The sequence below is a fragment of the Pseudomonas sp. FW215-R2 genome (assembly GCF_058789255.1).
On record NZ_JBYTBO010000002.1, the window covers coordinates 73283 to 98897 of the forward strand.

20 protein-coding genes are annotated in these 25615 nt (G+C 61.2%); 7 read left to right on the forward strand and 13 right to left on the reverse strand.

Annotated elements, in window-relative coordinates; all coding sequences use genetic code 11:
- Nucleotides 1-109 precede the first annotated feature (109 nt).
- A complete protein-coding gene (locus AC3WRD_RS02865) occupies nucleotides 110-1039 on the forward strand; it encodes a LysR family transcriptional regulator (RefSeq protein WP_102619775.1) in 930 nt (309 codons plus the stop codon).
- Nucleotides 1040-1266: 227 nt separating this feature from the next.
- Here the strand turns inward: AC3WRD_RS02865 and AC3WRD_RS02870 are convergent, their stop codons facing one another.
- The 11 genes from AC3WRD_RS02870 to bioB all read right to left on the reverse strand — a co-directional run bounded on the left by AC3WRD_RS02870 (nucleotide 1267) and on the right by bioB (nucleotide 15982).
- Complete coding sequence (locus AC3WRD_RS02870; protein WP_102619774.1) at nucleotides 1267-3045, reverse strand: acyl-CoA dehydrogenase C-terminal domain-containing protein; 1779 nt, start codon at nucleotides 3043-3045, stop codon at nucleotides 1267-1269.
- Nucleotides 3046-3229: 184 nt separating this feature from the next.
- The gene (locus AC3WRD_RS02875; protein WP_102619773.1) at nucleotides 3230-5026 is read right to left on the reverse strand and encodes an acyl-CoA dehydrogenase C-terminal domain-containing protein; all 1797 of its coding nucleotides are present in this window, start codon (nucleotides 5024-5026) and stop codon (nucleotides 3230-3232) included.
- Nucleotides 5027-5116: 90 nt separating this feature from the next.
- Nucleotides 5117-6406: a GGDEF domain-containing protein gene (locus AC3WRD_RS02880; RefSeq protein ID WP_096817856.1), complete on the reverse strand. Its 1290-nt coding sequence runs from the start codon at nucleotides 6404-6406 to the stop codon at nucleotides 5117-5119.
- 208 nt (nucleotides 6407-6614) lie between these two features.
- Nucleotides 6615-8729 carry a cytochrome-c peroxidase gene (locus AC3WRD_RS02885; RefSeq protein WP_102619772.1) on the reverse strand — a complete coding sequence of 705 codons (2115 nt, stop codon included), beginning with the start codon at nucleotides 8727-8729 and terminating at the stop codon, nucleotides 6615-6617.
- 261 nt (nucleotides 8730-8990) lie between these two features.
- Nucleotides 8991-10796, reverse strand: coding sequence for a phenylacyl-CoA dehydrogenase (locus AC3WRD_RS02890; protein WP_096817852.1), 1806 nt, complete (start codon nucleotides 10794-10796; stop codon nucleotides 8991-8993).
- 275 nt (nucleotides 10797-11071) lie between these two features.
- Entirely contained in the window at nucleotides 11072-11368 is a 297-nt protein-coding gene (locus AC3WRD_RS02895; protein WP_085731685.1) for a pyrroloquinoline quinone biosynthesis protein PqqE, read from the reverse strand.
- A gap of 106 nt (nucleotides 11369-11474) precedes the next feature.
- Nucleotides 11475-12155, reverse strand: a complete 681-nt coding sequence (gene bioD, locus AC3WRD_RS02900; RefSeq protein WP_096817848.1) for a dethiobiotin synthase — start codon at nucleotides 12153-12155, stop codon at nucleotides 11475-11477.
- On the reverse strand, nucleotides 12152-12964 hold the full coding sequence (gene bioC, locus AC3WRD_RS02905; RefSeq protein WP_096817846.1) for a malonyl-ACP O-methyltransferase BioC: 813 nt from the start codon (nucleotides 12962-12964) through the stop codon (nucleotides 12152-12154). Before bioC ends, bioD begins: the two co-directional genes overlap by 4 nt.
- The gene (locus tag AC3WRD_RS02910; protein ID WP_102619771.1) at nucleotides 12957-13688 is read right to left on the reverse strand and encodes an alpha/beta fold hydrolase; all 732 of its coding nucleotides are present in this window, start codon (nucleotides 13686-13688) and stop codon (nucleotides 12957-12959) included. Before AC3WRD_RS02910 ends, bioC begins: the two co-directional genes overlap by 8 nt.
- Complete coding sequence (gene bioF, locus AC3WRD_RS02915; protein ID WP_102619770.1) at nucleotides 13681-14859, reverse strand: 8-amino-7-oxononanoate synthase; 1179 nt, start codon at nucleotides 14857-14859, stop codon at nucleotides 13681-13683. The genes AC3WRD_RS02910 and bioF overlap by 8 nt, the downstream gene beginning before the upstream one ends.
- 67 nt (nucleotides 14860-14926) lie before the next feature.
- Nucleotides 14927-15982: a biotin synthase BioB gene (bioB, locus tag AC3WRD_RS02920; RefSeq protein WP_085731680.1), complete on the reverse strand. Its 1056-nt coding sequence runs from the start codon at nucleotides 15980-15982 to the stop codon at nucleotides 14927-14929.
- A 91-nt stretch (nucleotides 15983-16073) separates the two neighbouring features.
- Here bioB and AC3WRD_RS02925 point away from each other — a divergent pair, with 91 nt between their 5' ends.
- From AC3WRD_RS02925 to rarD, 5 genes are all read left to right on the forward strand, one after another.
- Complete coding sequence (locus AC3WRD_RS02925) at nucleotides 16074-16814, forward strand: ComFC family protein (RefSeq protein ID WP_102619769.1); 741 nt, start codon at nucleotides 16074-16076, stop codon at nucleotides 16812-16814.
- Between the two features lie 58 nt (nucleotides 16815-16872).
- Nucleotides 16873-17637 carry a TOBE domain-containing protein gene (locus tag AC3WRD_RS02930; RefSeq protein WP_102619768.1) on the forward strand — a complete coding sequence of 255 codons (765 nt, stop codon included), beginning with the start codon at nucleotides 16873-16875 and terminating at the stop codon, nucleotides 17635-17637.
- Nucleotides 17638-17709: 72 nt separating this feature from the next.
- The gene (locus tag AC3WRD_RS02935) at nucleotides 17710-19611 is read left to right on the forward strand and encodes a PhoX family protein (protein WP_102619767.1); all 1902 of its coding nucleotides are present in this window, start codon (nucleotides 17710-17712) and stop codon (nucleotides 19609-19611) included.
- A gap of 116 nt (nucleotides 19612-19727) precedes the next feature.
- Nucleotides 19728-20702, forward strand: coding sequence for a serine/threonine protein kinase (locus AC3WRD_RS02940; protein ID WP_096817835.1), 975 nt, complete (start codon nucleotides 19728-19730; stop codon nucleotides 20700-20702).
- Nucleotides 20703-20768: 66 nt separating this feature from the next.
- Nucleotides 20769-21656 carry an EamA family transporter RarD gene (gene rarD, locus AC3WRD_RS02945; RefSeq protein ID WP_102619766.1) on the forward strand — a complete coding sequence of 296 codons (888 nt, stop codon included), beginning with the start codon at nucleotides 20769-20771 and terminating at the stop codon, nucleotides 21654-21656.
- Between the two features lie 223 nt (nucleotides 21657-21879).
- Here the strand turns inward: rarD and AC3WRD_RS02950 are convergent, their stop codons facing one another.
- A complete protein-coding gene (locus AC3WRD_RS02950; RefSeq protein WP_011336250.1) occupies nucleotides 21880-22398 on the reverse strand; it encodes a glycine cleavage system transcriptional repressor in 519 nt (172 codons plus the stop codon).
- Nucleotides 22399-22851: 453 nt separating this feature from the next.
- Here AC3WRD_RS02950 and AC3WRD_RS02955 point away from each other — a divergent pair, with 453 nt between their 5' ends.
- Nucleotides 22852-25029, forward strand: a complete 2178-nt coding sequence (locus AC3WRD_RS02955) for a malate synthase G (protein WP_102619765.1) — start codon at nucleotides 22852-22854, stop codon at nucleotides 25027-25029.
- Nucleotides 25030-25099: 70 nt separating this feature from the next.
- Here AC3WRD_RS02955 and AC3WRD_RS02960 read toward each other — a convergent pair whose 3' ends face one another.
- Nucleotides 25100-25546 carry a response regulator gene (locus tag AC3WRD_RS02960; RefSeq protein ID WP_096817828.1) on the reverse strand — a complete coding sequence of 149 codons (447 nt, stop codon included), beginning with the start codon at nucleotides 25544-25546 and terminating at the stop codon, nucleotides 25100-25102.
- Between the last annotated feature and the right edge of the window lie 69 nt (nucleotides 25547-25615).

Sequence of the window (25615 nt, forward strand, 5' to 3'; positions counted from 1 at the left end):
CTGGTCATTGCCCTTTCCGGCCCTGTAAGCCCCGTGGATGCGGTTAGACTAGGCTCACACACGGCCGCCGGCCATTTCGATTTCCCAGCATTTTCGATAAGTGTTACTTATGGATTTCAAACAACTGCGTTATTTCGTCGCGGTCTACGAAGAAGGTCACGTCGGGCGTGCCGCCGAGCGCCTGTCAATCTCCCAGCCTGCGCTGTCCCAGCAGATCCGCCATCTGGAACAGAACCTCGACGTCACCCTGTTCGAACGCAGCAGCAAGCGCCTGCTGCCGACCCTCGCCGCCCATACGCTGTACAACCACGCCCTGCCACTGCTCGACGGCATGCAACGCGCGCGTGAGGCGCTGGGCAACTTCAAGGGGCAGGCGCTGCGCACGCTGGCGATTGGCGTACTGCAAACCGTGCACACCAGTCTGGTGCCGCAAATGCTGGAACGGGTGCGCAAGGCCCAGCCGCATCTGGTAGTACAGATTTATGAACTGACCGGATTGGAGATCGAGCGGCGCCTGCTCAATGGCTCGCTGGACATTGGCATCAGTTATCTGCCGCCACGCCAGCCCGGGCTGCACGGCGTGATGCTGTACGAAGATGAACTGACGCTGGTCATCCCGGCGGATCATCCGCTGCGTGAATTCAAGAAGGTTTCAATGAGCCAGGCCGCCGAACTGCCGATGTTGCTGCTGGGCGAAGAATTCCAGATCCGCCAGATCTGGCAGGCGCAACTGGCCAGCCTCGGACGTCGCCCGCAAGTGCAGGCGGAACTGAACAACATGGTGGGGATTCTCGACAGCCTGCCGCACACACGTCTGGCGACGGTGCTGCCCGGTCGTTCGCAAAAGGAGTACGACGATCAGGATCTGCTGTGGAAACCGCTAAGTGAGCCGCGTGTGCCGCTGAAGGTCGGGCTGGTGTGTCGCGACGTACAACGCCAGCAGGCGCCATTGGCCTTGCTGCGAACCTTGCTGGAGGAAGTGATGCAGCGCGAGGACAAACCGCTCAAAGGCACGCCGGCCATGGATCCGCTGAGCTGAAAACTTTTCTACGGGCAAAAGAAAACCCCGCCGAAGCGGGGCTTTGCAGACTGTTTCCCTGACATCCATTTCACTCCGCCACCCTGGCAGAATCCTACGTGTCCGTGTTGTTGCTTTGCGCTTCCTGCGCGACGTCCATGAAATGTAGATTAGCTCTGGATCCAATCTGCGCCTATGGGAGAACAGCAGCACGTCATGTAAGAGATTGCTTACATGACGTTACATCATCAGAACTGCCCGGCATCCAGCAGGAACAGCGACTCGCTGCCGGCCTTCACCGACGCGCTCAACGAGTGAATCCGCGGCAGCAGACGGGCGAAATAGAACCGCGCGGTGCCGAGTTTGCTCGCGTAGAAATCGTCCTGCGCTTCTTTGCCCAGCGATGCCTTGGCCATCAGCGCCCACATGTAGGCGTAGGACACGTAGCCAAACACCTGCAGATACTCGACCGACGCCGCACCGATTTCGTTCGGATTGGTTTTCGCCCGGTCCAGCAGCCACGAGGTCAGTTCGTCGAGGGTGTCGACGGCGTCATTCAGCGGCTTGGTGAACTCACCCAGATCGGCACTGGCGGTCGCGGTGAAATGACGGATCTCGTCGGCGAACAGTTTGTAGAACGCACCGCCGCTGCCGACGATCTTGCGACCCACCAGGTCCAGCGCCTGAATGCCGTTGGTGCCTTCGTAGATCTGGGTGATGCGTACGTCACGCACCAGTTGCTCCTGGCCCCACTCGCGGATGTAGCCGTGGCCGCCGAAGATCTGCTGGCCATGGACAGTGGTTTCCAGACCCAGATCGGTCAGGAACGCCTTGGCCACTGGCGTCAGCAAGGCAACCAGGTCCTCGGCACGTTTACGGGTGGCAGCGTCTTCACTGAACTTGGCGGTGTCGAGTTGCATCGCCACGTAGGTGGAGAACGCACGGCCGCCTTCGTTCGAGGCTTTCATGGTCAGCAGCATGCGACGCACGTCCGGGTGGACGATGATCGGGTCGGCAACCTTGTCCTTGTTCTGCGCGCCGGTCGGCGAACGGCTTTGCAGGCGGTCGCGGGCGTATTCGATGGCGTTCTGGTACGAGCGCTCGCCGGTAGCCAGGCCTTGGATACCGACACCCAGACGCTCGTAGTTCATCATGGTGAACATCGCAGCCAGGCCTTTGTTCGGCTCGCCGACCAGGTAACCCACGGCTTCGTCGAAGTTCATCACGCAAGTGGCGGAGGCCTGGATGCCCATCTTGTGTTCGATCGAACCGCAGTTCGCCGGATTGCGCGCGCCCAGGCTGCCATCGGCGTTGACCATGAACTTCGGCACCAGGAACAGCGAAATGCCTTTCGGCCCCGCCGGCGCGTCCGGCAGCTTGGCCAGCACCAGGTGGATGATGTTTTCGGTCAGGTCGTGCTCACCGCCGGTGATGAAGATCTTGGTGCCGCTGACCTTGTAGGAACCGTCCGCCTGAGGTTCGGCCTTGGTACGAATGATGCCCAGGTCGGTGCCAGCATGCGGCTCGGTCAGGCACATGGAACCGGCCCAGATCCCCGCGTACATGTTCGGCAGGTAAGCGGCTTTCAGCTCTTCGCTGGCGTGGGCGTTGATCGACAGGCAGGCGCCGGCAGTCAGCATCGGATACAGACCGAAGGACAGGCTGGCGGAGTTGACCATTTCTTCGACTTGGGCCGACACGGCTTTCGGCATGCCCATGCCGCCGTATTCCGGATCACCGCCAACACCGACCCAGCCGCCTTCGGCATAAGTCTGATAGGCCTGTGGGAAACCGGCCGGCGTGGTGACGGCACCGTCGGCCCAGTGGCAGCCTTCTTCGTCGGCCGCACGGCTCAGGGGCGCGATGCTTTTGCTGGTGACCTTGCCGGCCTCTTCGAGGATGGCTTCGACGGTTTCGGCGTCGACAGTCTCGGCCAGGGCCGGCAGTTCGGCCCAGAGTTTGGCGACTTCGAACACTTCATTGAGGACGAAGCGCATATCGCGCAGCGGCGCTTTGTAGTCAGCCATGGCAAACCTCGCAAAGATCTAAACAGGTGATTCGTGGAAAGGTGATTTCGTTGAGCTGGAGTGTAACCCAACAACTTTTGCGACACATAGAGTCAGGCGGTGACTGATTTGTTATTTTTAGTCACCAGCAATCAGCCATAAAGAAGCCCGCAATCAGCGGGCTCTTTTGTTTAACAGTGGCGTGTTACAGCGAGAACAACTGCGCCGGCAATTTCATCAGGCAATCACTGCCCGCCTCGATCGCCGCGCGATGCGCCGCAGTACGTGGCAACAACCGCTTGAAGTAAAACTCGCACGTCGCCAGTTTGCCCTGGCAGAAATCGCCATCACCCTCGCCCGACTCCAGCTGTGCCTGGGCGACCAGCGCCATGCGCAACCACAGATAGCCGAGGACGATGTAACCGCTGTACATCAGGTAATCCACCGACGCGGCGCCGACTTCATCCGGATTCTTCATCGCGGCCATGCCGACCTGCATGGTCAGCTCGCCCCACTGCTGGTTGAGGCTATCGAGTTGCGCCACAAACCCGCCCAGTTGCGCATGCCCGGCGTTGGCGGCGCAGAACTTGTGGACGATCTTGGTGAAGTTGCGCAGCAGTTTGCCTTGGCTGCCGAGGACTTTGCGCCCCAGCAGATCCAGTGCTTGAATGCCGTTGGTGCCCTCGTAGATCGGCGCGATCCGGCAATCGCGGACCAGTTGCTCCATGCCCCACTCGCGGATAAAACCGTGGCCGCCGAACACCTGCATGCCGTGGTTGGTCACCTCCAGACCGGTGTCGGTCATGAACGCCTTGCAGATCGGGGTCAGGAACGCCAACAGATCTTCAGCGTCCTGACGCGCGTCTGCGTCCGGGCTCAGGTGCGCGACATCGAGCATTTGCGCGGTGAAATAGGTCAGCGCGCGGTTGCCTTCGTTGAAGGCTTTCATGGTCAGCAGCATGCGTCGAACGTCCGGGTGGACGATGATCGGATCCGCCGGTTTGTCCGGGGCTTTGGCGCCGGTCAGGGCGCGCATCTGCAGACGGTCGTTGGCGTATTTGATTGCGCCCTGGAAACTTGCCTCGCCCAGACACAGGCCCTGCATCCCGGTGCCGAGGCGCGCGTGGTTCATCATGGTGAACATGCAGTTCAGGCCTTTGTTCGGCTCGCCGATCAGGAAGCCTTTGGCGTCATCGAAGTTCAGCACGCAGGTGGCCGAGGCCTTGATGCCCATCTTGTGTTCGATCGAACCGCAGGAAACGCCGTTGCGTTCCCCCGCCTCACCGGCTGCATCCGGCAGGAATTTCGGCACGATGAACAGCGAAATCCCCTTGGTCCCGGCCGGCGCGTCCGGCAGTTTGGCCAACACCAGATGAATGATGTTGTCGCTCATGTCGTGCTCGCCGGCGGAGATGAAAATCTTGCTGCCGGTGACCGCATAACTGCCGTCGGCCTGGGGTACGGCGCGGGTCTTGATGATGCCCAGGTCGGTGCCGCAATGGGCTTCGGTCAGGCACATGGTGCCGGTCCACTGGCCCGCTGTGAGTTTGCGCAGATAGGTGTTTTTCTGTTCCTCGGTGCCGTGGGCGTGGATCGCCGACATGGCGCCGTGGGTCAGGCCCGGGTACATGCCCCAGGAAGTGTTGCTGGAGGCGACCATTTCGCTGATCACCAGCCCCAGCGAACTCGGCAGGCCCTGACCGCCGTAAGCCGGGTCTGCCGCCAGACCGTGCCAGCCGCCTTCCACGTATTGTGCGAAGGCTTGCTTGAAGCCTGTAGGCGTTGTCACCACGCCGTTGTCGAAATGGCAGCCCTCTTCGTCACCACTGCGATTGAGCGGTGCCAGAACGTTCTCACAGAACTTCGCGCCTTCGTCGAGGATCGCGTTGACCATGTCCGGGCTGGCGTCGTGGGCGCCGAGGGCCGCGTACTGGGTGTGGAAGTCGAAGACGTGGTCGATCAGAAAGCGCATGTCGCGCAGGGGGGCTTTGTACTCGGGCATGGTGGCTTCTCCTTCAGCAGATTTCTCCAACCTACTGCCGGCCACCCTGCCCCACAATCACTGTCCAGACGCTGAATGCGCCGTCATCACTCAACCTGCGGCGCTGTCCATGCGCACCGCGCCACGACGGTTCTGACCGAACGCCATCACGCAGTTTCGACCTGCCCCTTTGGCGGCATAGAGCGCTTCGTCGGCGGATTTGAGCACTTGCTCCGGGTTACGCTGCTCCACACGCTCGGCGACGCCGATGCTCACCGTCACGGACACACTGGACGCACCGGAACCGGCACGACGCTGGCGACCCTGCTGATCGTCCTGCGGGCGGTTTTCCTGATTGCGCAACTGGATGTTGTAGGACGCGATCGACTCGCGGATGACTTCCAGGTGCGGCATGCACTCTTCAAGGGTCTTGCCCGCAAACACCAGGGCGAATTCCTCACCCCCGTAGCGATACGCCCTACCGCCACCGCTGATTTTGGACAGCTTGCTGGCCACCAGTCGCAGGACCTGGTCACCCACGTCGTGACCGTGGGTGTCGTTGAATTTCTTGAAATGATCGACGTCGCTCATCGCCAGCACATAGTTGCGCCCCAGACGCTGCATGCGCTCGTTGAGTGCGCGACGGCCCGGCAGGCCGGTGAGCTCGTCACGGAAGGCCATTTGGTAAGCCTCGTGCGCTACGGCCGCCGCAATCATCAGCATCACCTGGCTGCACATGATGTTCAGGGTAAACGGCAGGATGAAGGTTTTCGGCAGCATCCAGAACACTCCGAGCAACCCCACCAGTTGCGCCGCGTGCAGCGGTCGCGGGTTGCGCCAGTACTGCCAGGCCAGCAACAGGAACGCCGAGAGGAACACCGGATAGGACATCTGGATCAGGCTCATCCATGCGCCGTGCAGGGCTGGCCAGCGAATCTCCGAGAGCCACATCAGCAACGCCTGTGGGTAGCTTTGCTCAAGCCCCAGCGCCACGCTGCCAAACGCCAGCAGCACGGCAAACCGCGCCACCATGTCCTGAAACAAGTGCGTGCGCTCCTGCCACGCGGCGAACAACCCAAACAACAGGGGCAACAGCAGGCAGACCAGATGGAACACCACGGCCGCGTCTTCGCGCACCTTGCCGTTATCGCGGTAATAGTCGGTCTGGGTGTCGAGCAGGAAGTAGGCGATGTACACCGTGACCATCAGAAACAGTTCGCGCTGGCGTCGATAAACCGCGCAATACGACCCGCCCAGCAACAGCACCAGGGTTGGCAGCACGTTGAACAGCGAGGTGAAGAACACGTTGAGGTCTTTGACGTACGCAGCCGCCAACCCCGCAAGCAACAACAGCAGTGAAGGTATGAAATGACTGAAACGTACAGCGGAAGAACGCGGCAAGGGTAAAGCTCCGACCGTCTTGGCAAAGAGATGGCATTGTGCCTGCAATGTGGCCAGTTAAGCACACACAATGTGATCCAGATCACAGGCTGTCTCTTTAACGGCCGAATCCCTCGGTTTCTGAGCCTTCAATCAAGGTTTTTTGCCTGAGAAGCATGAAACTTTCGTCATGGCCATCATGCTTGATGGCCATGACGATCATTTCCACTCAAAGATCGTTGTAGAACGGCTGCAACGGCCCCTCCGCCGCCGGCCGGCCTTCAGCGCCGTAAGGCTTGAGATTCAGCGATGCATCCGTTGCCTGACGAGTCGTGACCTTCGGACTGGCCGGGCGCTGGGTCACGGCATTCTCATCCCCGATGTGGCCCTGCGGGATGACCAGCGACGGATGATCGAATGGCGCCCGTTCCCAGGCAACGCGCGGATCGGTCAGGCCGACTTCCATGAATTTCACCAGGGCGTCAATTTCGTCAGGCGTCAGGTTCAGCGCCGTCATGTCCGGATCGAGGTTGGAGGTGTTGTGCTGATTCACCGCCGGATGCTCGAAGCCACTGGTGTTGTTGGCATCCTCGCCGCGCCGGTCGCCGCCACGGTTGTAGAACTCCATGACCTGCTTGAGCGTGGCGCGACTGCCGTTGTGGAAGTACGGACCAGTCAGGGCGATGTTGCGCAGGGTCGGCGTCTTGAACGCGCCGTCGACCGAATCGCGGAACCCGACATTCGGCTTGAGCGTGGCGTCGCACGGTATCGCTGCACTCAGCGGTGCTTCGAAGGTGCACACGTCGACATCCAGTGGATCGACCGTCCGGCCACCCTGCAACACGGTGTTGTACTGACGGGTGAACGACCACGGATTGCCCCAGGCATCCGCGCCACCGAGGGCCAGATCCTCCGAAGTCGGCCGCACACCGGTGTTGTAGAAGCCGTTGTCGTAAAGGGTGGTCAGGTTGTCAGCCATCACCATGCGCTCGATACGTTCACGCGGGTGCATCAGCAAGCGGCTGGCGGCATTGGTCAGCTCAGCGCCACCGTGGCAATTGACGCATTTGCCTTTGCCGAGGAACAGGTTCATCCCCTCGACCTGCTGCGCGTTCATCGCGGTGTGGTCACCTTGCAGGTAGGCATCGATTGGCGCCTGATCGGACACCAGCGTGGCTTCGTACATCTGAATCGCCAGGCCAAAGAACAGCGGGAAGTTGGCCTCCATCTGGGTGTACGGCGCGCCGCCCACCGAGACGTTTTGCGTGGCGTTCCACAACCGGGGCTGGAAGGCATTCTTGATCAGTTCGCGATAAGTCGGACGCCGTGCGCCGGACACTGGCCCCAGCACCGAATCACTGGAGGAAATCCGCTGCTGCTTGAGCATCAGGGTGTCGAGCATCCTGCGGCCGATGTCGGCGAAGGTGCGACCGCCGCAGGACATTTCCACCGGGCTGCCGGGCGGGCCGACGGCTTGCGAGGCGGCAGACGCATCGTTGAGCGCCAGCCTGACTTTGGTGGCGACCGTGCTGCGCTCGCTGGTCACGTAGATCCCCGCATCCGGGTCGCGATTGCCGAACGGCGAAAATCCGTTGAACACGTTGTTGGCCCGACCGTCCCAGAAGTTGCGCACGTTGAACGCGGCGTTGATCACCGACGGCGCGTTGCGACCGGTGCTGCGCCGTACGTTGATGCCGCCGACCTGAAACAGGCCGTCCGGCTGCTGGGTGCACTTGTCGAACCGTGGCTGGTTGGGTTTGACGAAGTTGGCGTCGAACACGCCTTGGGAACCGACCACATCGTCGGTCGAGTAAACGATCGGCGAGTTGCGCTCCAGTGGATTACTCAGCACGTGGGTCGGGAAGTCGGTTTTTTTCAGCGTGTAGTTCGGGCCACCCTTGCCGCCGGACAACGTGGCGTAGGTCGCCACGTCGCCGGGAATGTCGGAAGCCACAAACGGCTTGTTGAAAATCGACGCGACGTTGGCGTTGGTGTTGGCCTGGCCGGGGTTGAGCTGGTTGGTGATGCGGTGATCGACACCGGCATGGTAGTGACAGGAGGCGCACGCAGTCGCGCCGTCGCTGCCGATCTCCATGTCCCAGAACAACGCCTTGCCCAACAGGATCGCGGCAGAGCGGTTGAGTACGTAATCGGTCATCAGGTCGACCTTGCGTCCGCCTTCGGTCCCGGAAGGATCGGGAGGCACCATCCCGCGCAACGATTGCAGCGACGGGACTTCCGGCACCGGGGGATCGACTTCGGCGGGGTCGGCGGCCCATGCGCTGTGGACTGACAGCGCGATGGGTAACCAGAAGGTCAAACGAGCGAGTCGACTGATGTTCATAGGCTTCACCCTGACTGTTGTTGTTAAGTGCCGGGCGTCATGCTTCTTTGAGCAGGCAGTTCTCGTTAGCACCGGTAATTCGGACAGTGCAATTAATTGGCCACCCTTCTGGAAACATCTTGAATCAATAGGCGCAGGGGTTCGGCTGAGCAAAGCCGTCATCAATGCTGGGGAATCAGCCCCGGGATTGGGGAAATCCGGGCACAAAAAAAACCGCTGCCCCCGAAGGAGCAGCGGTTTTCAGAACGACCGCGTTAAGGCTTAGTAGCCCAGCGAGAAGTTCTCTTCCTTCATGTCCATCAGGTTGTTGGCACCCGACAGCATGGTTGCCACGTGCGTACGGGTACGCGGCAGGATGCGCTGGAAGTAGAAGCGCGCGGTTTGCAGCTTGGCGGTGTAGAAGGCCTCGTCGGTGGTACCGGCAGCCAGTTTTTCAGCAGCCAGACGCGCCATGTCGGCCCAGAAGTAGGCCAGGCACGCGTAACCGGAGTACATCAGGTAGTCCACGGAGGCCGCGCCGACTTCTTCGCGATCTTTCATGGCAGCCATACCGACCTTCATGGTCAGCTCGCCCCACTCTTTGTTCAGTGCAGCCAACGGTGCAACGAATTCTTTAACGGCTTCGTTGCCTTCGTTGTTCTGGCAGAACTTGTGGACGATCTTGGTGAAGCCTTTCAGGGCCTCGCCTTGAGTCATCAGCACTTTACGGCCCAGCAGGTCGAGTGCCTGGATGCCGGTGGTGCCTTCGTACAGCATCGAGATGCGGCTGTCGCGAACGTTCTGCTCCATGCCCCACTCGGCGATGAAGCCGTGGCCGCCGTAGATCTGTACGCCGTGGTTGGCGGATTCGAAACCGACTTCAGTCATGAACGCTTTGGCGATCGGAGTCATGAAGGCCAGCAGTGCGTCGGCTTTCTTCTTCTCTTCTTCGTCCACGCCGTACTTGACGATATCGACCTGTTTGGCGGTGAAGTACACCATCGCACGGTTGCCTTCGGCGAATGCCTTCATGGTCAACAGCATGCGGCGTACGTCTGGGTGCACGATGATCGGGTCAGCGGCCTTTTCCGGCGCTTTCGGGCCAGTCAGGGAGCGCATTTGCAGGCGATCGCGAGCGTATTTCAGGCCGCCCTGGAAGCCGATTTCGGCGTGGGCCAGGCCTTGCAACGCGGTGCCCAGACGTGCGGTGTTCATGAAGGTGAACATGCAGTTCAGGCCTTTGTTCGCCGGGCCGATCAGGAAACCGGTCGCGCCGTCGAAGTTCATCACGCAAGTGGCGTTGCCGTGGATGCCCATCTTGTGTTCCAGCGAGCCGCAGCTCACAGCGTTGCGAGCGCCAACAGTGCCATCGGCATTCGGCATGAACTTCGGAACGATGAACAGGGAAATGCCTTTGGTGCCAGCCGGTGCATCCGGCAGGCGGGCCAGTACGATGTGGACGATGTTGTCGGCCATGTCGTGTTCACCGGCCGAGATGAAGATCTTGGTGCCGGAGACTTTGTAGGAACCGTCGGCCTGAGGTTCGGCCTTGGTGCGCAGCATGCCCAGGTCGGTGCCGCAGTGTGGCTCGGTCAGGCACATGGTGCCGGTCCATTCGCCGGAGACCAGTTTGGTCAGATAGGCTTCTTGCTGCTCTGGAGTACCGTGCTCGGAGATGGTGTTCATCGCGCCGTGCGACAGGCCCGGGTACATGCCCCACGACCAGTTGGCTTCGCCGACCATTTCGCTGACAGCCAGACCCAGCGACTCAGGCAGACCCTGACCACCGTGTTCGACGTCATGGGCCAGGCTTGGCCAGCCGCCTTCGACGAATTGCTTGTAGGCCTCTTTGAAGCCAGTCGGGGTTTTCACGCCGGACTCGCTCCAGGTGCAACCTTCGATGTCGCCCACGCGGTTCAGCGGTGCCAGCACCTGCTCACAAAACTTGGCGCCCTCTTCGAGAATGGCGTCAACCATGTCCGGCGTTGCGTCTGCGCACGCTGGAAGGCTCTGATAGTGCGCTTCGTAGCCGAGCAGTTCGTCACGAACGAAGCGAATATCACGCAAGGGGGCCTTGTAGTCAGGCATAGCGATAAACCTCTGCTGATGTAACCGGGAATGAACGACCGCATTGATTTGTTGTGACGGTCAAACAGTTGTTTGAAACATACGTTTACGCCGAAATCTTGTCAAGCGTCGATCTTTTGCCATTCGTCATCACATTTTTCGAACGCCGGACACAGCACCGCGACATGCGCCCGGACGAGCCATGTGCAATGAGAAAAGATTAGTTGAGGGAGAAGGACTTACAACGAAAAACGCCGCGAACAGTCGCGGCGTCTGGCAAAGCGGATATCAGAAAATCAGGCGAATGTATCGATGATCGTACCGAGCATTTCATCGGAAGCCTTGGCGACTTTGGTGCCCAGCTCCACTTGAAACTTGCCCTGGGCCATCTCGGCCATGGCGCTGCCCGGATCCATTTGCTGGCTGCGATCCACGCCGCGCAGGCGATCAATCTGGGCTTCGGAAGACTGGCTGGTGACCGAACGCTCAATGGTGTTGTTGGCGATCTGGCTGGCAGCCTGATCGACACGGTTCTGCCCGGTCTGAATGCTGCTCAGACCTGCATAAAAAGCTGTGTTTCCGGAGATTTCCATGGGAGCTCTCATCCTTGGGAAGGATCAATGGGTGCCATTGAACCAGAGGCGTCAGAAAAACACCCGTCAAAAACACTAATGGCACAGTGCCTTCCCATAGTCAAAATCAGTCGAGCAGATCCAGTTGCAAGTGATCGGCGACCGCCTCGGCGCTGACCGCCTTGAGTTTCGGCACCCGCCCCAGACATGGCGCCGGAATACGCTCGGCCAGCGTCGCCAGGTTTTCTTCCAGTCGCGACGTCTTCGGATCAATGATGTTCGCTACCCAACCGGCCAGTTGCAGCCCGTCCCGGGCAATCGCCTCGGCCGTCAGCAATGCATGGCTGATACAACCCAGACGCACGCCCACCACCAGAATCACCGGCAGATTCAGCGCAATGGCAAGGTCCGACAGATTGTCCTGATCCGCCAACGGCACCCGCCACCCGCCCGCGCCTTCAATCAATGTGAAGTCGGCGTTCATGGCCAGAATCTCGCGCATCGGCGCCAGCAGCGATTGCACGGTCAACGCCACGCCTGCCTCACGGGCCGCCAGATGCGGCGCGATGGCCGGCTCGAACGCCACCGGATTGACCTGTTGATACGTCAGCGGCAACGAGCACTCGGCCTGCAACGCCAAGGCATCGGAGTTGCGCAGACCTCTGGGCGTCACGACACAACCGGACGCCACCGGCTTGCCCGCCGCCGTACTCAACCCTGCCGATCGGGCGGCATGCAGCAACCCGGCGGCGACCGTCGTCTTGCCGACGTCGGTGTCGGTTCCGGTGATGAAATAGGCTGCGCTCATACGGGTTTCTCCAACACGGCGTAGACCACCTGATAAGTCGCCGGCAAGCCCTGCGGCTGACGGAACTGCTCGTAGGCTTCGACCAGCCCCAGAATCCGCGCCCGACCGGTCAATCCGCCCGGCCGACCGGGGTTCAGGTTATGCGCGCCCAGCGCCTTGAGTTCGTGCGTCAGGCTGCGCACATCCGGGTAATGCAGCACATGCGGCCGATTCTCCAGACTGACCGTGCGCAGACCACTGGCCGCACACAATTGCTCGTACCGAGCGAACTCGCGGAAACGGTTGACGTGCACCAGGCCATCGACCTGACGCCAACTGTCGCGCAATTCGTACAGCGTCCCTACACAAAGACTAGCAAACGCGAAAATCCCTCCCGGTTTCAGTACTCGGAAGGCTTCGCCGAGCACCGATTCGAAGTCTGCGCACCACTGCACGGCGAGGCTGGAGAAGATCAGATCGCAGGTCGAATTCTGCAACGGCAGACGCTCAGCATCGCCAGCAATAAAGTGCGCGGCCCCGCCCAATGGCCGGGCGTGATTGAGCATGCCCTCGGCGATGTCCAGCGCCAGCCCTTCGTTACCCGCAAAACGTTCAGCCAGCGCCCGAGTGAAATACCCGGTGCCGCAGCCCAGATCCAGCCAGCGCGACGGCAGAAAATCCACCGGCAGTCGATTCAGCAACTGCGTGCCGACATCACGCTGCAACTCGGCGACGCTGTCGTAGCTGGCCGCTGCGCGGGAAAAGGAAGCCGCTACCTGGCGCTTGTCAGGCAAGCCGCCGGGCAGCGCAGCAAGAGACAAATCAGTCATCACCACACTCACTTAAAAACGCCTGGATCGCACCGGCCACACCGTGGGGGTCTTCCAGAAGAAACGCATGGCTGGCCTGCTCGATCAGCCCGACCTCGACATCCGCCAGCAAGGCGAACAACTCGCCCGCGGCTTCCGCCGGCACCAGCCCGTCCAGCCCGGCAAACAGATGCAATTGTGGGCCTCGAAACACCTGCAAGGCATTGCGCGTATCGATCTGCGCCAACAACTCCAGACCCGCCATCAAGGCGATCGGTGAAGTATTCGGCGCGCCGCCCTGCAACAGTCGCGACAAGCCGCGAGAGTCTTGCGCACCCTGAGCGCACAGCAACGAAAAACGCTTGAGGGTCTGACGCGGATCAGCACTGCAACCGGCCAGAAATGCATCGAAGGTTTCCCCCGGCATAGCGCTCGGCCACTGGTCATGGGCAACAAAAGAAGGATTGCTCGCCAGCGTCAGCAAGCCGCAGCAATGTTCACCACGCCGCGCCGCCAGCTCTGAGGCCAGCATGCCGCCCAGCGACCAGCCACCCAGCCAGACGTCCTGGGGAATGCGCTCATCGAGTTCGTCGAACCAGTCCGCAGGATCGCTGGATTCCAGCTCCGGCAACGGTTCGATTTCGACCGTCAGGTGCTCATCGAGCCCACGCAGCGCAGCCGCCAAAGGTTCCAGCGGGGAAACACCGAGGCCCCAGCCGGGGAGCAGAATCAGACGATCACGCATGGCTTGGCTCCGACTTCAGTTGGGCAAAGCAATCGGCCAGTCCTTCTAACAATAGTTGCACCTGCGCCTCGCTGTGAGCGGCGGTCAGCGTGACCCGCAGCCGAGCACTGCCGGCGGGCACAGTCGGCGGGCGGATCGCGGTGACCATCAGCCCACGCTCACGCAACATCTGTGACAAACGTACGGCGCGACCGGCATCGCCAATCATGATCGGCTGAATTGGCGTGAAGCTGTCCATCAGCTCCAGACCGATCTGTTCGGCGCCGTGGCGGAACTGGCGGATCAGCGTCTGCAAATGCTCGCGACGCCAGTGTTCGCTGCGCAGCAGTTCCAGACTTTTCAAGGTTGTGCAGGCCAACGCCGGTGGCTGGCTGGTGGTGTAGATGTACGGACGGGCGAACTGGATCAGGCTTTCGATCAGCTCTTCACTGCCAGCGACAAACGCGCCCGCCGTGCCGAACGCTTTGCCGAGGGTACCGACCAGCACCGGCACGTCATCCTGGCTCAGACCGAAATGCTCGACGATCCCGCCACCGTTCGCGCCCAGAGGACCGAAACCGTGGGCGTCATCGACCATCAACCACGCGCCTTTGGCCTTGGCCTCTCGGGCCAGTGCTGGCAGGTCGGCGAGATCACCGTCCATGCTGAACACGCCGTCGGTGACCACCAGCGTATTGCCGGTGGCTTTCTCCAGACGCTTGGCCAGGCTTTCGGCGTCGTTGTGCAGATAACGATTGAACCGCGCGCCGGACAACAGTCCGGCATCCAGCAACGACGCATGATTGAGCCGGTCTTCCAGCACCGTATCGCCCTGCCCGATCAGCGCCGTGACCGCGCCGAGGTTGGCCATGTAACCGGTAGTGAACAACAGCGCACGTGGCCGTCCGGTGAGGTCGGCCAGAGCTTCTTCCAGTGCGTGATGCGGGCCGCTGTGGCCGATCACCAGATGCGAGGCTCCGCCGCCGACGCCCCACTTCGAGGCACCGGCGCGCCAGGCTTCGATCACTTGCGGATGATTGGCCAGGCCCAGGTAATCGTTGTTGCAGAACGCCAGCAATGGCTGACCGTCGACCACCACTTGCGGCCCCTGGGGGCTTTCAAGCAGCGGTCGCTGGCGATAGAGATTTTCGGCACGACGGGCAGCAAGGCGTGCGGCGAGATCGAAAGACATGCAAGCCTCACGGGTGGCAAATGAATCAGCAGACGCCGCCCGAGGCAGCGCCTGAAAGAACGGACGATCAGACTGCCGCGTTGTAGAACTGCTCGCTGCTCTTCTGCTCCACCAGCGCCTGCTCGATGGCGGCTTGATGCACTTCGTCGGCATGTTCTTCGCGGGCTTCCGGCTGAATGCCCAGACGCGCAAACAGCTGCATGTCCTTGTCGGCCTGCGGGTTGGCGGTGGTCAGCAGTTTGTCGCCGTAGAAAATCGAGTTGGCGCCGGCGAAGAACGCCAGGGCCTGCATCTGCTCGTTCATCGCTTCGCGGCCAGCGGACAGACGCACGTGGGATTGCGGCATCAGGATCCGCGCCACGGCGAGCATGCGGATGAAGTCGAACGGATCGACGTCGTCAGCGTTTTCCAGCGGCGTGCCGGCGACTTTCACCAGCATGTTGATCGGCACCGACTCCGGATGCTCCGGCAGGTTGGCCAACTGGATCAGCAGGTTCGCGCGGTCATCGAGGGACTCGCCCATACCGAGGATGCCGCCGGAGCAGATTTTCATGCCGGCATCGCGCACGTAGGCCAGGGTCTGCAGACGCTCGCTGTAGGTGCGGGTGGTGATGATGCTGCCGTAGAACTCCGGCGAGGTGTCCAGGTTGTGGTTGTAGTAGTCGAGCCCGGCCTTGGCCAGCGCTTCGGTCTGATCCTGATCGAGGCGGCCGAGGGTCATGCAGGTTTCCAGGCCCATGGCCTTCACGCCTTCGACCATCTTCAACACGTAGGGCATGTCCTTGGCCGACGGGTGCTTCCACGCCGCGCCCATGCAGAAACGGGTCGAGCCGATGGCCTTGGCGCGGGCTGCCTCTTCGAGGACTTTCTGCACTTCCATCAGCTTTTCTTTTTCCAGACCGGTGTTGTAGTGACCGGACTGCGGACAGTATTTGCAATCTTCCGGGCAGGCGCCGGTCTTGATCGACAGCAGGGTGGAAACCTGGACGCGGTTGGCGTCGAAATGCGCGCGGTGCACCGTCTGCGCCTGGAACAGCAAGTCGTTGAATGGCTGAACGAAGAGTGCTTTGACTTCGGCCAAAGACCAGTCGTGACGCAGGGTGGCAGTGGTGCTGGCGCTCATGGGCGATTCCTTGGTTATGCTTGGCTTGCGCCTGGGGAAACGGAATACCCACAGGCACGACACGGATGTTCGGCATATTTAAGGAAGAGCCATGCACTGTCAACCACATCAAGATAGACCGGTTTACATCTGGTTAAATAACAACCAGCACTGTTTATTGTGCGATGAGCCGGCGGAAACCGAAACACCTCTCTGCGTGGCCTGCGAAACCGAACTGCCCTGGCTGGGTGATCAATGCGTGACATGTGCCTTGCCGCTGCCCGCTGCGGGCCTGACGTGCGGCGGCTGCCTGAAGGATCCGCCCGCCTTCGAACACGTGGCGGTGCCCTGGTCCTACGGCTTCCCGGTGGACAGCCTGATCACCCGCTTCAAGCACAATGCGAAATGGCCGTTTGGTCGCCTGCTCGGCGATGTTCTCGGACAATACCTGCAACATCGCTTCGACGAAGGCCTGCCGCGCCCCGATGCCTTGTTACCGATACCGTTGGCGAACAAGCGTCTGCGCCAACGTGGATTCAATCAGGCGGCAATGCTGGCACGGTGGCTCGGCAAGCAACTGGACCTGCCCTGTGAAGAAAATATCCTGCGCCGAATTCAGGACACCAGCGCCCAGCAGGCACTCGATGCCAAGGCGCGCAAACGCAATCTGCGCAATGCCTTCGAACTTTTGCCAGACGCCCACGTACAAGGTCGGCATCTGGCCTTGGTGGATGATGTGCTGACCACCGGCGCCACCGCCCAGGCATTGGCCCGGCTGCTGGTGGACGCAGGTGCCACGCGGGTCGACGTCTACTGCCTGGCCCGAACACCGAAACCTGGCGACGCGGCTTGACTCACACGCGCCAAGCGGCCAACTTCCTCCACCATCAACCCAGCACAAAGCACCCGACATGTCCTTGCCTTCCCTGTTGTCCCAGCACATTGTCCGCCGCCCGCAGCGCATCGCCCTGCTGCAACACATTGCCGAACAGGGCTCGATCACCCGCGCCGCCAAAAGCGCGGGCCTGAGTTACAAGGCGGCGTGGGACGCCATCGATGAGTTGAACAATCTCGCGCAAAAGCCGCTGGTCGAGCGGGCTGTCGGCGGCAAGGGCGGCGGTGGCGCCAGACTGTCCAGCGAAGGCGAACGGGTGCTGCGTCTTTATCAGAAGCTGCAAGCCTTGCAGGCTCAGGTACTGGAAGCTGCCGAAGACGCCAGCGATCTGGATCTACTGGGGCGTTTGATGCTCCGGACCAGCGCCCGCAATCAATTGCATGGCAAAGTCGTCAGCATCGAACACCAGGGCCGCAATGATCTGATCCGTCTCGAACTGGCCGAAGGCCTGTGCATCGATGCGCAGATCACCCACGACAGCACCGTGCATCTGGAGCTGCAACCGGGCACCGAAGTGGTGGCACTGATCAAGGCCGGCTGGCTGGAGTTGCTGGGGCGAGAACAGGCTGCAACATCTGGTCACAATCTTCTGAGCGGTACCCTCGAAGCCATTCTCGATGCCGAAGACGGCCCCAGCGAAGTACGCGTCGCCCTGCCCAATGGCCAGACACTCTGCGCCCTGGCTGAGCCGCTGCACCTGCGCACCCACGGACTGACCGTCGAACAACCGGTGCAGGTGCAGTTCTCGCCGTCCAATGTGCTGATCGGCACACCGCTTTAGCGCCGGCTCCTGCAACAAAAGCGTCATCGCCTCTCATTAAGGTGGCTGCCAAAACCAAGCAGGGAGCCTGATGTGAGCCTATTAGAAGAAAACCAATCCACTGACCTGGAAAAAATGGTCGGCATGAGCCGTCGCGGTTTCATCGGCGCCGGCGCACTGTGCGGCGCGGCGATGTTCCTCGGCGGCAGCCTGTTGAGCCGCAGCGCGCTGGCCACCGGTGTCAGCGCCGGCAACAGCCGCCTGCTCGGCTTCGACAGCATTCCGGCCGCCACCACCGACGTCATCAGCCTGCCCAAGGGCTACAAGTCGTCGGTGCTGATCAGCTGGGGTCAGCCCCTGCACAAGAACGGCCCGGCCTTCGACCCGAGCGGTAATGGCACCGCAGCTGCACAGGAAGTGCAGTTCGGCGACAACAACGACGGCATGAGCCTGTTCGCCTTCCCGGACGACAAAAATCGCGCCCTGATGGCGATCAACAACGAATACACCAACTACCGCTACCTCTACCCCCATGGCGGCCAGCCGCAGTCGGCGGAAAACGTGCGCAAGGCGCTGGCCTGCGAAGGCGTGTCGGTGATCGAAGTGGCGCGCAAGAACGGCCAATGGCAGTTCGTTCAGGGCTCGCGCTACAACCGTCGCATCCACGGCAACTCGCCGCTGCGCATCAGCGGCCCGGCTGCCGGTCATGAGTTGATGAAGACCAGCGCCGACAAGCACGGCAAGAAAGTCCTCGGCACCTTCCAGAACTGCGCCAACGGCAAGACCCCGTGGGGCACTTACCTGACCTGTGAAGAGAACTTCACCGACTGCTTCGGCAGCAGCAACGCCCAGCAACAGTTCGACCCGGCGCAGAAACGCTACGGCGTGTCGGTCGCCAGCCGCGAGATCAACTGGCATCCGTTCGATCCACGCTTCGACATGGCGAAGAACCCGAACGAGCTCAACCGTCACGGCTGGGTGGTGGAAATCGACCCGTTCGACCCGCAATCGACCCCGGTCAAACGCACCGCACTCGGTCGCTTCAAACATGAAAACGCGGCCCTGGCCGAGACCGACGACGGTCGCGCCGTGGTGTACATGGGCGACGACGAACGCGGCGAGTTCATCTACAAGTTCATCAGCCGCGACCGCATCAACCACCGCAACGCGAAAGCCAACCGCGACATCCTCGATCACGGCACCCTGTACGTGGCGAAATTCGACGCGGGCGACGGCAACCCCGACCACCCGAAAGGCCAGGGCCAGTGGATCGAACTGACCCACGGCAAGAACGGCATCGACGCCAGCAGCGGTTTTGCCGATCAGGCCGAAGTGCTGATTCACGCGCGTCTGGCGGCCAGCGTCGTCGGCGCCACGCGCATGGACCGCCCGGAATGGATCGTGGTCAGCCCGAAAGACGGCCAGGTCTATTGCACCCTGACCAACAACGCCAAACGCGGCGAAGACGGGCAACCGGTGGGCGGCCCGAACCCGCGCGAGAAGAACGTCTACGGGCAGATCCTGCGCTGGCGCACCGACCGCGACGATCACGGTTCCAAGACCTTCGCCTGGGATCTGTTCGTGGTGGCCGGCAACCCGGGCGTGCATGCCGGTACGCCGAAGGGCGGTTCGTCGAACATCACCCCGCAGAACATGTTCAACAGCCCGGACGGCCTGGGTTTCGACAAGGCCGGCCGACTGTGGATTCTCACCGACGGTGATTCGAGCAACGCCGGGGACTTTGCCGGGATGGGCAACAACCAGATGCTCTGCGCCGATCCCAAGACGGGAGAGATTCGCCGGTTCATGGTCGGGCCGATCGGTTGCGAAGTCACCGGGATCAGTTTCTCGCCAGATCAGAAAACCCTGTTTGTCGGGATCCAGCATCCAGGCGAGAACGGCGGCTCGACCTTCCCCGAGCATTTGCCGAACGGCAAGCCGCGCTCTTCGGTGATGGCGATTACCCGTGAGGATGGCGGGATCGTCGGCGCCTGATACGGCAGCGGTCAGATCGTTCCCGCGTTCTGCGCGGGAACGATCCCCCTCAAGACAGCTTGTCTGCGCTACCATGCTGGGCCGGACGCGGCAGCCTGCCGCGCGCAGGAGTCAGCATGGCCCACCCGTTTGAAACCCTCACCCCAGACCTCGTGCTCGATGCCGTCGAAAGCATCGGCTTTCTGAGCGACGCGCGCATTCTGGCGCTCAACAGTTACGAGAACCGCGTCTATCAGGTCGGCATCGAAGACTCCGAACCACTGATCGCCAAGTTCTATCGCCCGCAACGCTGGACCAACGAAGCCATTCTCGAAGAACACCAGTTCACCTTCGAACTGGCCGACGTCGAGATCCCGGTGGTGGCGCCACTTATCCACAATGGCCAGACCCTGCACGAACACGCCGGTTTCCGTTTCACCCTGTTTCCCCGTCGCGGTGGCCGGGCGCCGGAGCCGGGCAACCTCGACCAGTTGTATCGCCTCGGTCAGTTGCTGGGGCGCATTCATGCAGTCGGCGCAACGCGTCCGTTCGAGCATCGCGAAGCGCTGGCCGTGCAGAACTTTGGCCATGCCTCGCTGAACACGTTGCTGGAAGGCAACTTCATCCCCAAAAGCCTGTTACCGGCCTACGAGTCCGTCGCCCGCGACCTGCTCAAGCGCGTGGAAGACGCCTACGCCGCCACGCCGCATCAGAACATCCGCATGCACGGTGATTGCCACCCCGGCAACATGATGTGCCGCGACGAGATGTTCCACATCGTCGACCTCGACGACTGCCGCATGGGCCCGGCCGTGCAGGACATCTGGATGATGCTCGCGGGCGATCGTCAGGAATGCCTCGGACAGCTGTCGGAATTGATGGACGGCTACAACGAATTCCACGATTTCGACCCGCGCGAACTGGCGCTGATCGAACCGCTGCGCGCCCTGCGCCTGATGCACTACAGCGCCTGGCTGGCCCGACGCTGGGACGATCCGGCGTTTCCTCACAGTTTTCCGTGGTTCGGCACGGAGCGGTATTGGGGCGATCAGGTGCTGGCGTTGCGTGAACAACTGGCGGCATTGAATGAAGAGCCGTTGAAGCTTTTCTGACACGACACGTCTATACAACTGCCCGTACAATCGCTGCTTTGTTAGCTGCCTAAGCAAGGATTCTGCATGCAAGCCGCCAACCCGCGTCGCGGGTACATTCTGGGCCTGAGTGCCTACATCATCTGGGGACTGTTCCCGCTCTACTTCAAAGCCATCGCCGAAGTGCCGGCGGTGGAGATCATCATCCACCGGGTGTTGTGGTCGGCGCTGTTCGGCGCGCTGTTGCTGATGGTCTGGAAACATCCGGGCTGGTGGCAGGAACTGCGCGACAACCCGAAACGCCTGGCGATTCTCGCGCTCAGCGGCACCCTGATCGCGGCCAACTGGCTGACCTACGTCTGGTCGGTGAACAACGGCCGGATGCTGGAAGCGAGTCTGGGTTACTACATCAACCCACTGGTGAATGTGCTGCTGGGCATGCTGATCCTCGGCGAACGCCTGCGGCGCATGCAGTGGCTGGCGGTTGGTCTGGCGGCGGTCGGCGTGGCGCAACAGGTATGGCAGGTCGGCAGTCTGCCGTGGGTGTCGTTGGTGTTGGCACTGACCTTCGGTTTCTACGGGCTGATCCGCAAGCAGGCGCCGGTCAAGGCACTGCCGGGGCTGGTGGTGGAAACCTGGATGCTGGTGCCGATCGCCGTTGCATGGTTGCTGTTCAATCCGACCGCCACCAGTGCACAAGCTGCGTTCTGGACCACCTCCGAAGCCTGGTGGCTGGTGGCAGCCGGCCCGGTGACGCTGGTGCCGTTAGTGTGTTTCAACGCAGCCACACGGCATTTGCCCTACACCACCATCGGCTTCCTGCAATACCTGGCACCGACGCTGGTGCTGTTGCAGGCAGTGCTGCTGTTCGGTGAGCACTTGTCGTCGAGTACGCTGATTGCCTTCATGTTTATCTGGGCCGGTCTGGCGGTATACAGCGTCGATGCGTGGATGAGCCTGCGCCGTCGCAGCTGATCAAAAAACGCACAAACCTCCACAGGCCACGGATCTCGTGGCCTGTATCGTTCCTTCCCAAGGTTATCCACAGCGTGATCCCCGCCGTTTGTGCGCAAGTCACTGAATGCTGGCGGTTTTTTGATCAATCTTCGCCAAGCCACGGCGGACGTGGCCTGGCGGTCGGTCTCTACAGGTTATCCACAGGCAGGTGCACGTTTAAACTGGATAACCCGATCCGTCTTCACAGGTCGGTGCGCAGCACCAATTCCACCATCAAGTCATCGGCCAGGGTTTCCAGGCGAGATTGCAGCACATCCAGCGACAGAGTCAGTGGCACCGCCAGAATCGCCTCGGCGTGGAACAGCGGCTCGCTGCTCATCGGCGCCGGACGCACTTCGGTCACCAGCCGTTCGAGGTTCACGCCCTGCTCGCTCAGCAGCCGGGTGATGTCGCGCACGATGCCCGGACGATCATTGCCCACCAGTTCCATGGCGATCGGTTTCCAGGTGCACGCCTGTTCAATCCCGCTTTCGGCCACCAGCACGCGAATCCCCTGAGCCGACAAAGCTTGTAGGGCATCGACTAATTCGTCGTAAGCCTCCGCCGGCACGCCGACCCGCAGAATCCCGGCAAACTGCCCGGCCATTCGCGACATGCGGCTTTCCAGCCAGTTGCCGCCGTGTTCGGCGATGCATTGGGCGATGCGCTCGACCTGCCCGGGCTTGTCCGGTGCGAAGACGGTGAGTACGAGGTGATCCATGGCGCAGCCCTCTTGTCATGACTTTTGTTATAGAAAAACAAGTATAGGCAAGCGTTCGACAGACGCCTCAGACGCTCGAAATCACAAATCGTGTACAACTTTTTATATTTAACTGGAACAATCCATTGGTTTTTTGAGAACATCCCGTTCCGCGCCGTGACCGCAATGCGTCATGGGGTCGCAGAACGACGTAATTAGTCTGATTTTCACAACCGCAATGCATCATGTAGTATGCCGCAGCGCGCACTACATAACGTTGGATCGATGTCTGCCCAAGGCACGTTCGCAACCCTGAAAGCCCCGTCAGCAAGGCCCCAAGCCGTTGATTGGTCCCAGCCCAGCCGCCAGCGATGGCATGTACTGGTCGAGGGGTTTGTGGTTTAAATGGCCAGAGGCTTCATTGTTAAATTGAAGAGCTGAAAAGCGAAATAGCTGAGCAGAGTGAGGCAAGCAATGACTGAACACGTTCAAGTCGGTGGCCTGCAGGTCGCCAAAGTCCTGTTCGACTTCGTGAACAACGAAGCCATTCCCGGTACCGGCCTCACCGCCGAAAAATTCTGGGAAGGCGCCGACAAGGTCATTCACGACCTGGCGCCGAAGAACAAAGCCCTACTCGCCAAACGCGATGACTTCCAGGCCCGTATCGACGGCTGGCACCAGAGCCGTGCCGGTCAACCACACGACGCCGTGGCCTACAAAGCCTTCCTGCAAGAGATCGGTTATCTGCTGCCAGAAGCGGCTGATTTCCAGGCAACGACGCAAAACGTCGATGACGAAATCGCCCGTACCGCCGGCCCGCAACTCGTGGTCCCGGTGATGAACGCCCGCTTCGCCCTCAACGCCTCGAACGCCCGCTGGGGTTCGCTATACGACGCCCTGTATGGCACCGACGCCATCAGCGAAGCCGGCGGCGCGGAAAAAGGCAAAGGCTACAACAAGGTGCGTGGCGACAAAGTCATCGCCTTCGCCCGCGCATTCCTCGACGAAGCAGCGCCACTGGCGGCCGGCTCCCACGTCGACTCCACCGGCTACAAGATTGCTGATGGCAAACTGGTCGTCACCCTCAAGGGCGGCAGCAACAGCGGCCTGCGCAACGATGCACAGCTGATCGGCTTCCAGGGCGATGCGTCGGCTCCGATCGCGATCCTGCTGAAGAACAACGGCCTGCATTTCGAAATCCAGATCGATGCCAGCACCCCGGTCGGCCAGACCGACCCCGCCGGAGTCAAAGACATCCTGATGGAAGCGGCACTGACCACCATCATGGACTGCGAAGACTCCGTGGCTGCCGTCGATGCCGACGACAAGGTAGTGATCTACCGCAACTGGCTGGGCCTGATGAAGGGCGACCTCGCGGAATCCGTTTCCAAGGGCGGCCAGACTTTCACCCGCACCATGAACCCGGATCGCACCTACACCAAGGTCGACGGCAGCGAACTGACCCTGCACGGCCGCTCGCTGTTGTTCGTGCGTAACGTCGGTCACCTGATGACCATCGACGCGATCCTCGACAAGCACGGCAATGAAGTGCCGGAAGGCATCCTCGACGGCCTGGTGACTTGCCTCGCGGCGATGCACAACCTGAGCGGCAACACCTCGCGCAAGAACACCCGCACCGGTTCTGTCTACATCGTTAAACCGAAGATGCACGGCCCGGAAGAAGCGGCGTTCACCAACGAGCTGTTCGGTCGCATCGAAGACGTGCTGGGCCTCAAGCGCAACACCCTGAAAGTCGGGATCATGGACGAGGAACGCCGTACCACGGTCAACCTCAAGGCCTGTATCCAGGCGGCCAGCGAGCGCGTGGTGTTCATCAACACCGGTTTCCTCGACCGCACCGGCGACGAAATCCACACCTCCATGGAAGCCGGCCCGATGGTGCGCAAGGCTGACATGAAGGCTGAAAAGTGGATCGGCGCCTACGAAAACTGGAACGTCGATATCGGTCTGAGCACCGGCCTGCAAGGTCGTGCGCAAATCGGTAAAGGCATGTGGGCAATGCCCGACCTGATGGCGGCGATGCTCGAACAGAAAATCGCTCACCCGATGGCCGGTGCCAATACCGCCTGGGTTCCATCGCCGACGGCTGCCGCGCTGCACGCGCTGCACTACCACAAGGTCGACGTGTTCGCCCGTCAGGCCGAGCTGGCCAAACGTGCTCGCGCTTCGGTCGATGACATCCTGACCATCCCGCTGGCGGTCAACCCGAACTGGACGCCGGAGCAGATCAAGAACGAACTGGACAACAACGCCCAGGGCATTCTCGGTTACGTGGTGCGCTGGATCGACCAGGGCGTGGGTTGCTCGAAGGTGCCGGACATCAACGACGTCGGCCTGATGGAAGACCGTGCGACGCTGCGTATTTCCAGCCAGCACATCGCCAACTGGCTGCGCCACGGTGTCGTCACCGAAGCGCAAGTGTTGGAAAGCCTCAAGCGCATGGCGCCGGTGGTGGACCGTCAGAACGCCAACGACCCGCTGTACCGTCCGCTGGCACCTAACTTCGACAGCAACATCGCCTTCCAGGCGGCGGTGGAACTGGTGATCGAGGGCACCAAACAGCCGAACGGTTACACCGAGCCGGTCCTGCACCGTCGCCGTCGCGAGTTCAAGGCTGCCAATGGCCTGTAACCCGCGCTGATGCCGGACATGAAAAAGCCCTGATCTTTCGATCAGGGCTTTTTTGTTTGCGTCGGATTAGCTAGGGCTCGATCCCCAACTCATGCTTGACCAGCCCAAGCAGTTTGGCGGTATCGATCGGCTTGAGCAGAAAGTCCACCACGCTCAAATGCATCGCCGCGATGGCGTCCTTCACGTCCGCATCACCCGAGACAATGATGATCGGCATCGCCGCCCGTACCGACTCGCGCACCTGACGGACCAGCTCGAGACCGCCGACATGACCCATCCGCAGATCCGTGATCACCAGGCCGATGGAAGGTTTTTCCTCGATCATCTTCAGCGCGGATTCGCCGCTGGCCGCCGTCATGCAGCGAATGCCGTCCAGTGCCAGGATCTCCGACAGCAACTCGCGGGCGTCCTTGTCGTCATCAACGATCAGTACCCGCTGCGGCGGCAGGTCGGGTTCCAGCATGACGGCGCTGAGCGCTTCCCGCTCGGCGTCACTCAAAATATCGTGGTCGGACATGGCGTTCTCTACGTTTTCAAATCGATCCCCTGGCACAGTGGTCAGACATCGCTGGGCAGAGCTTCAATG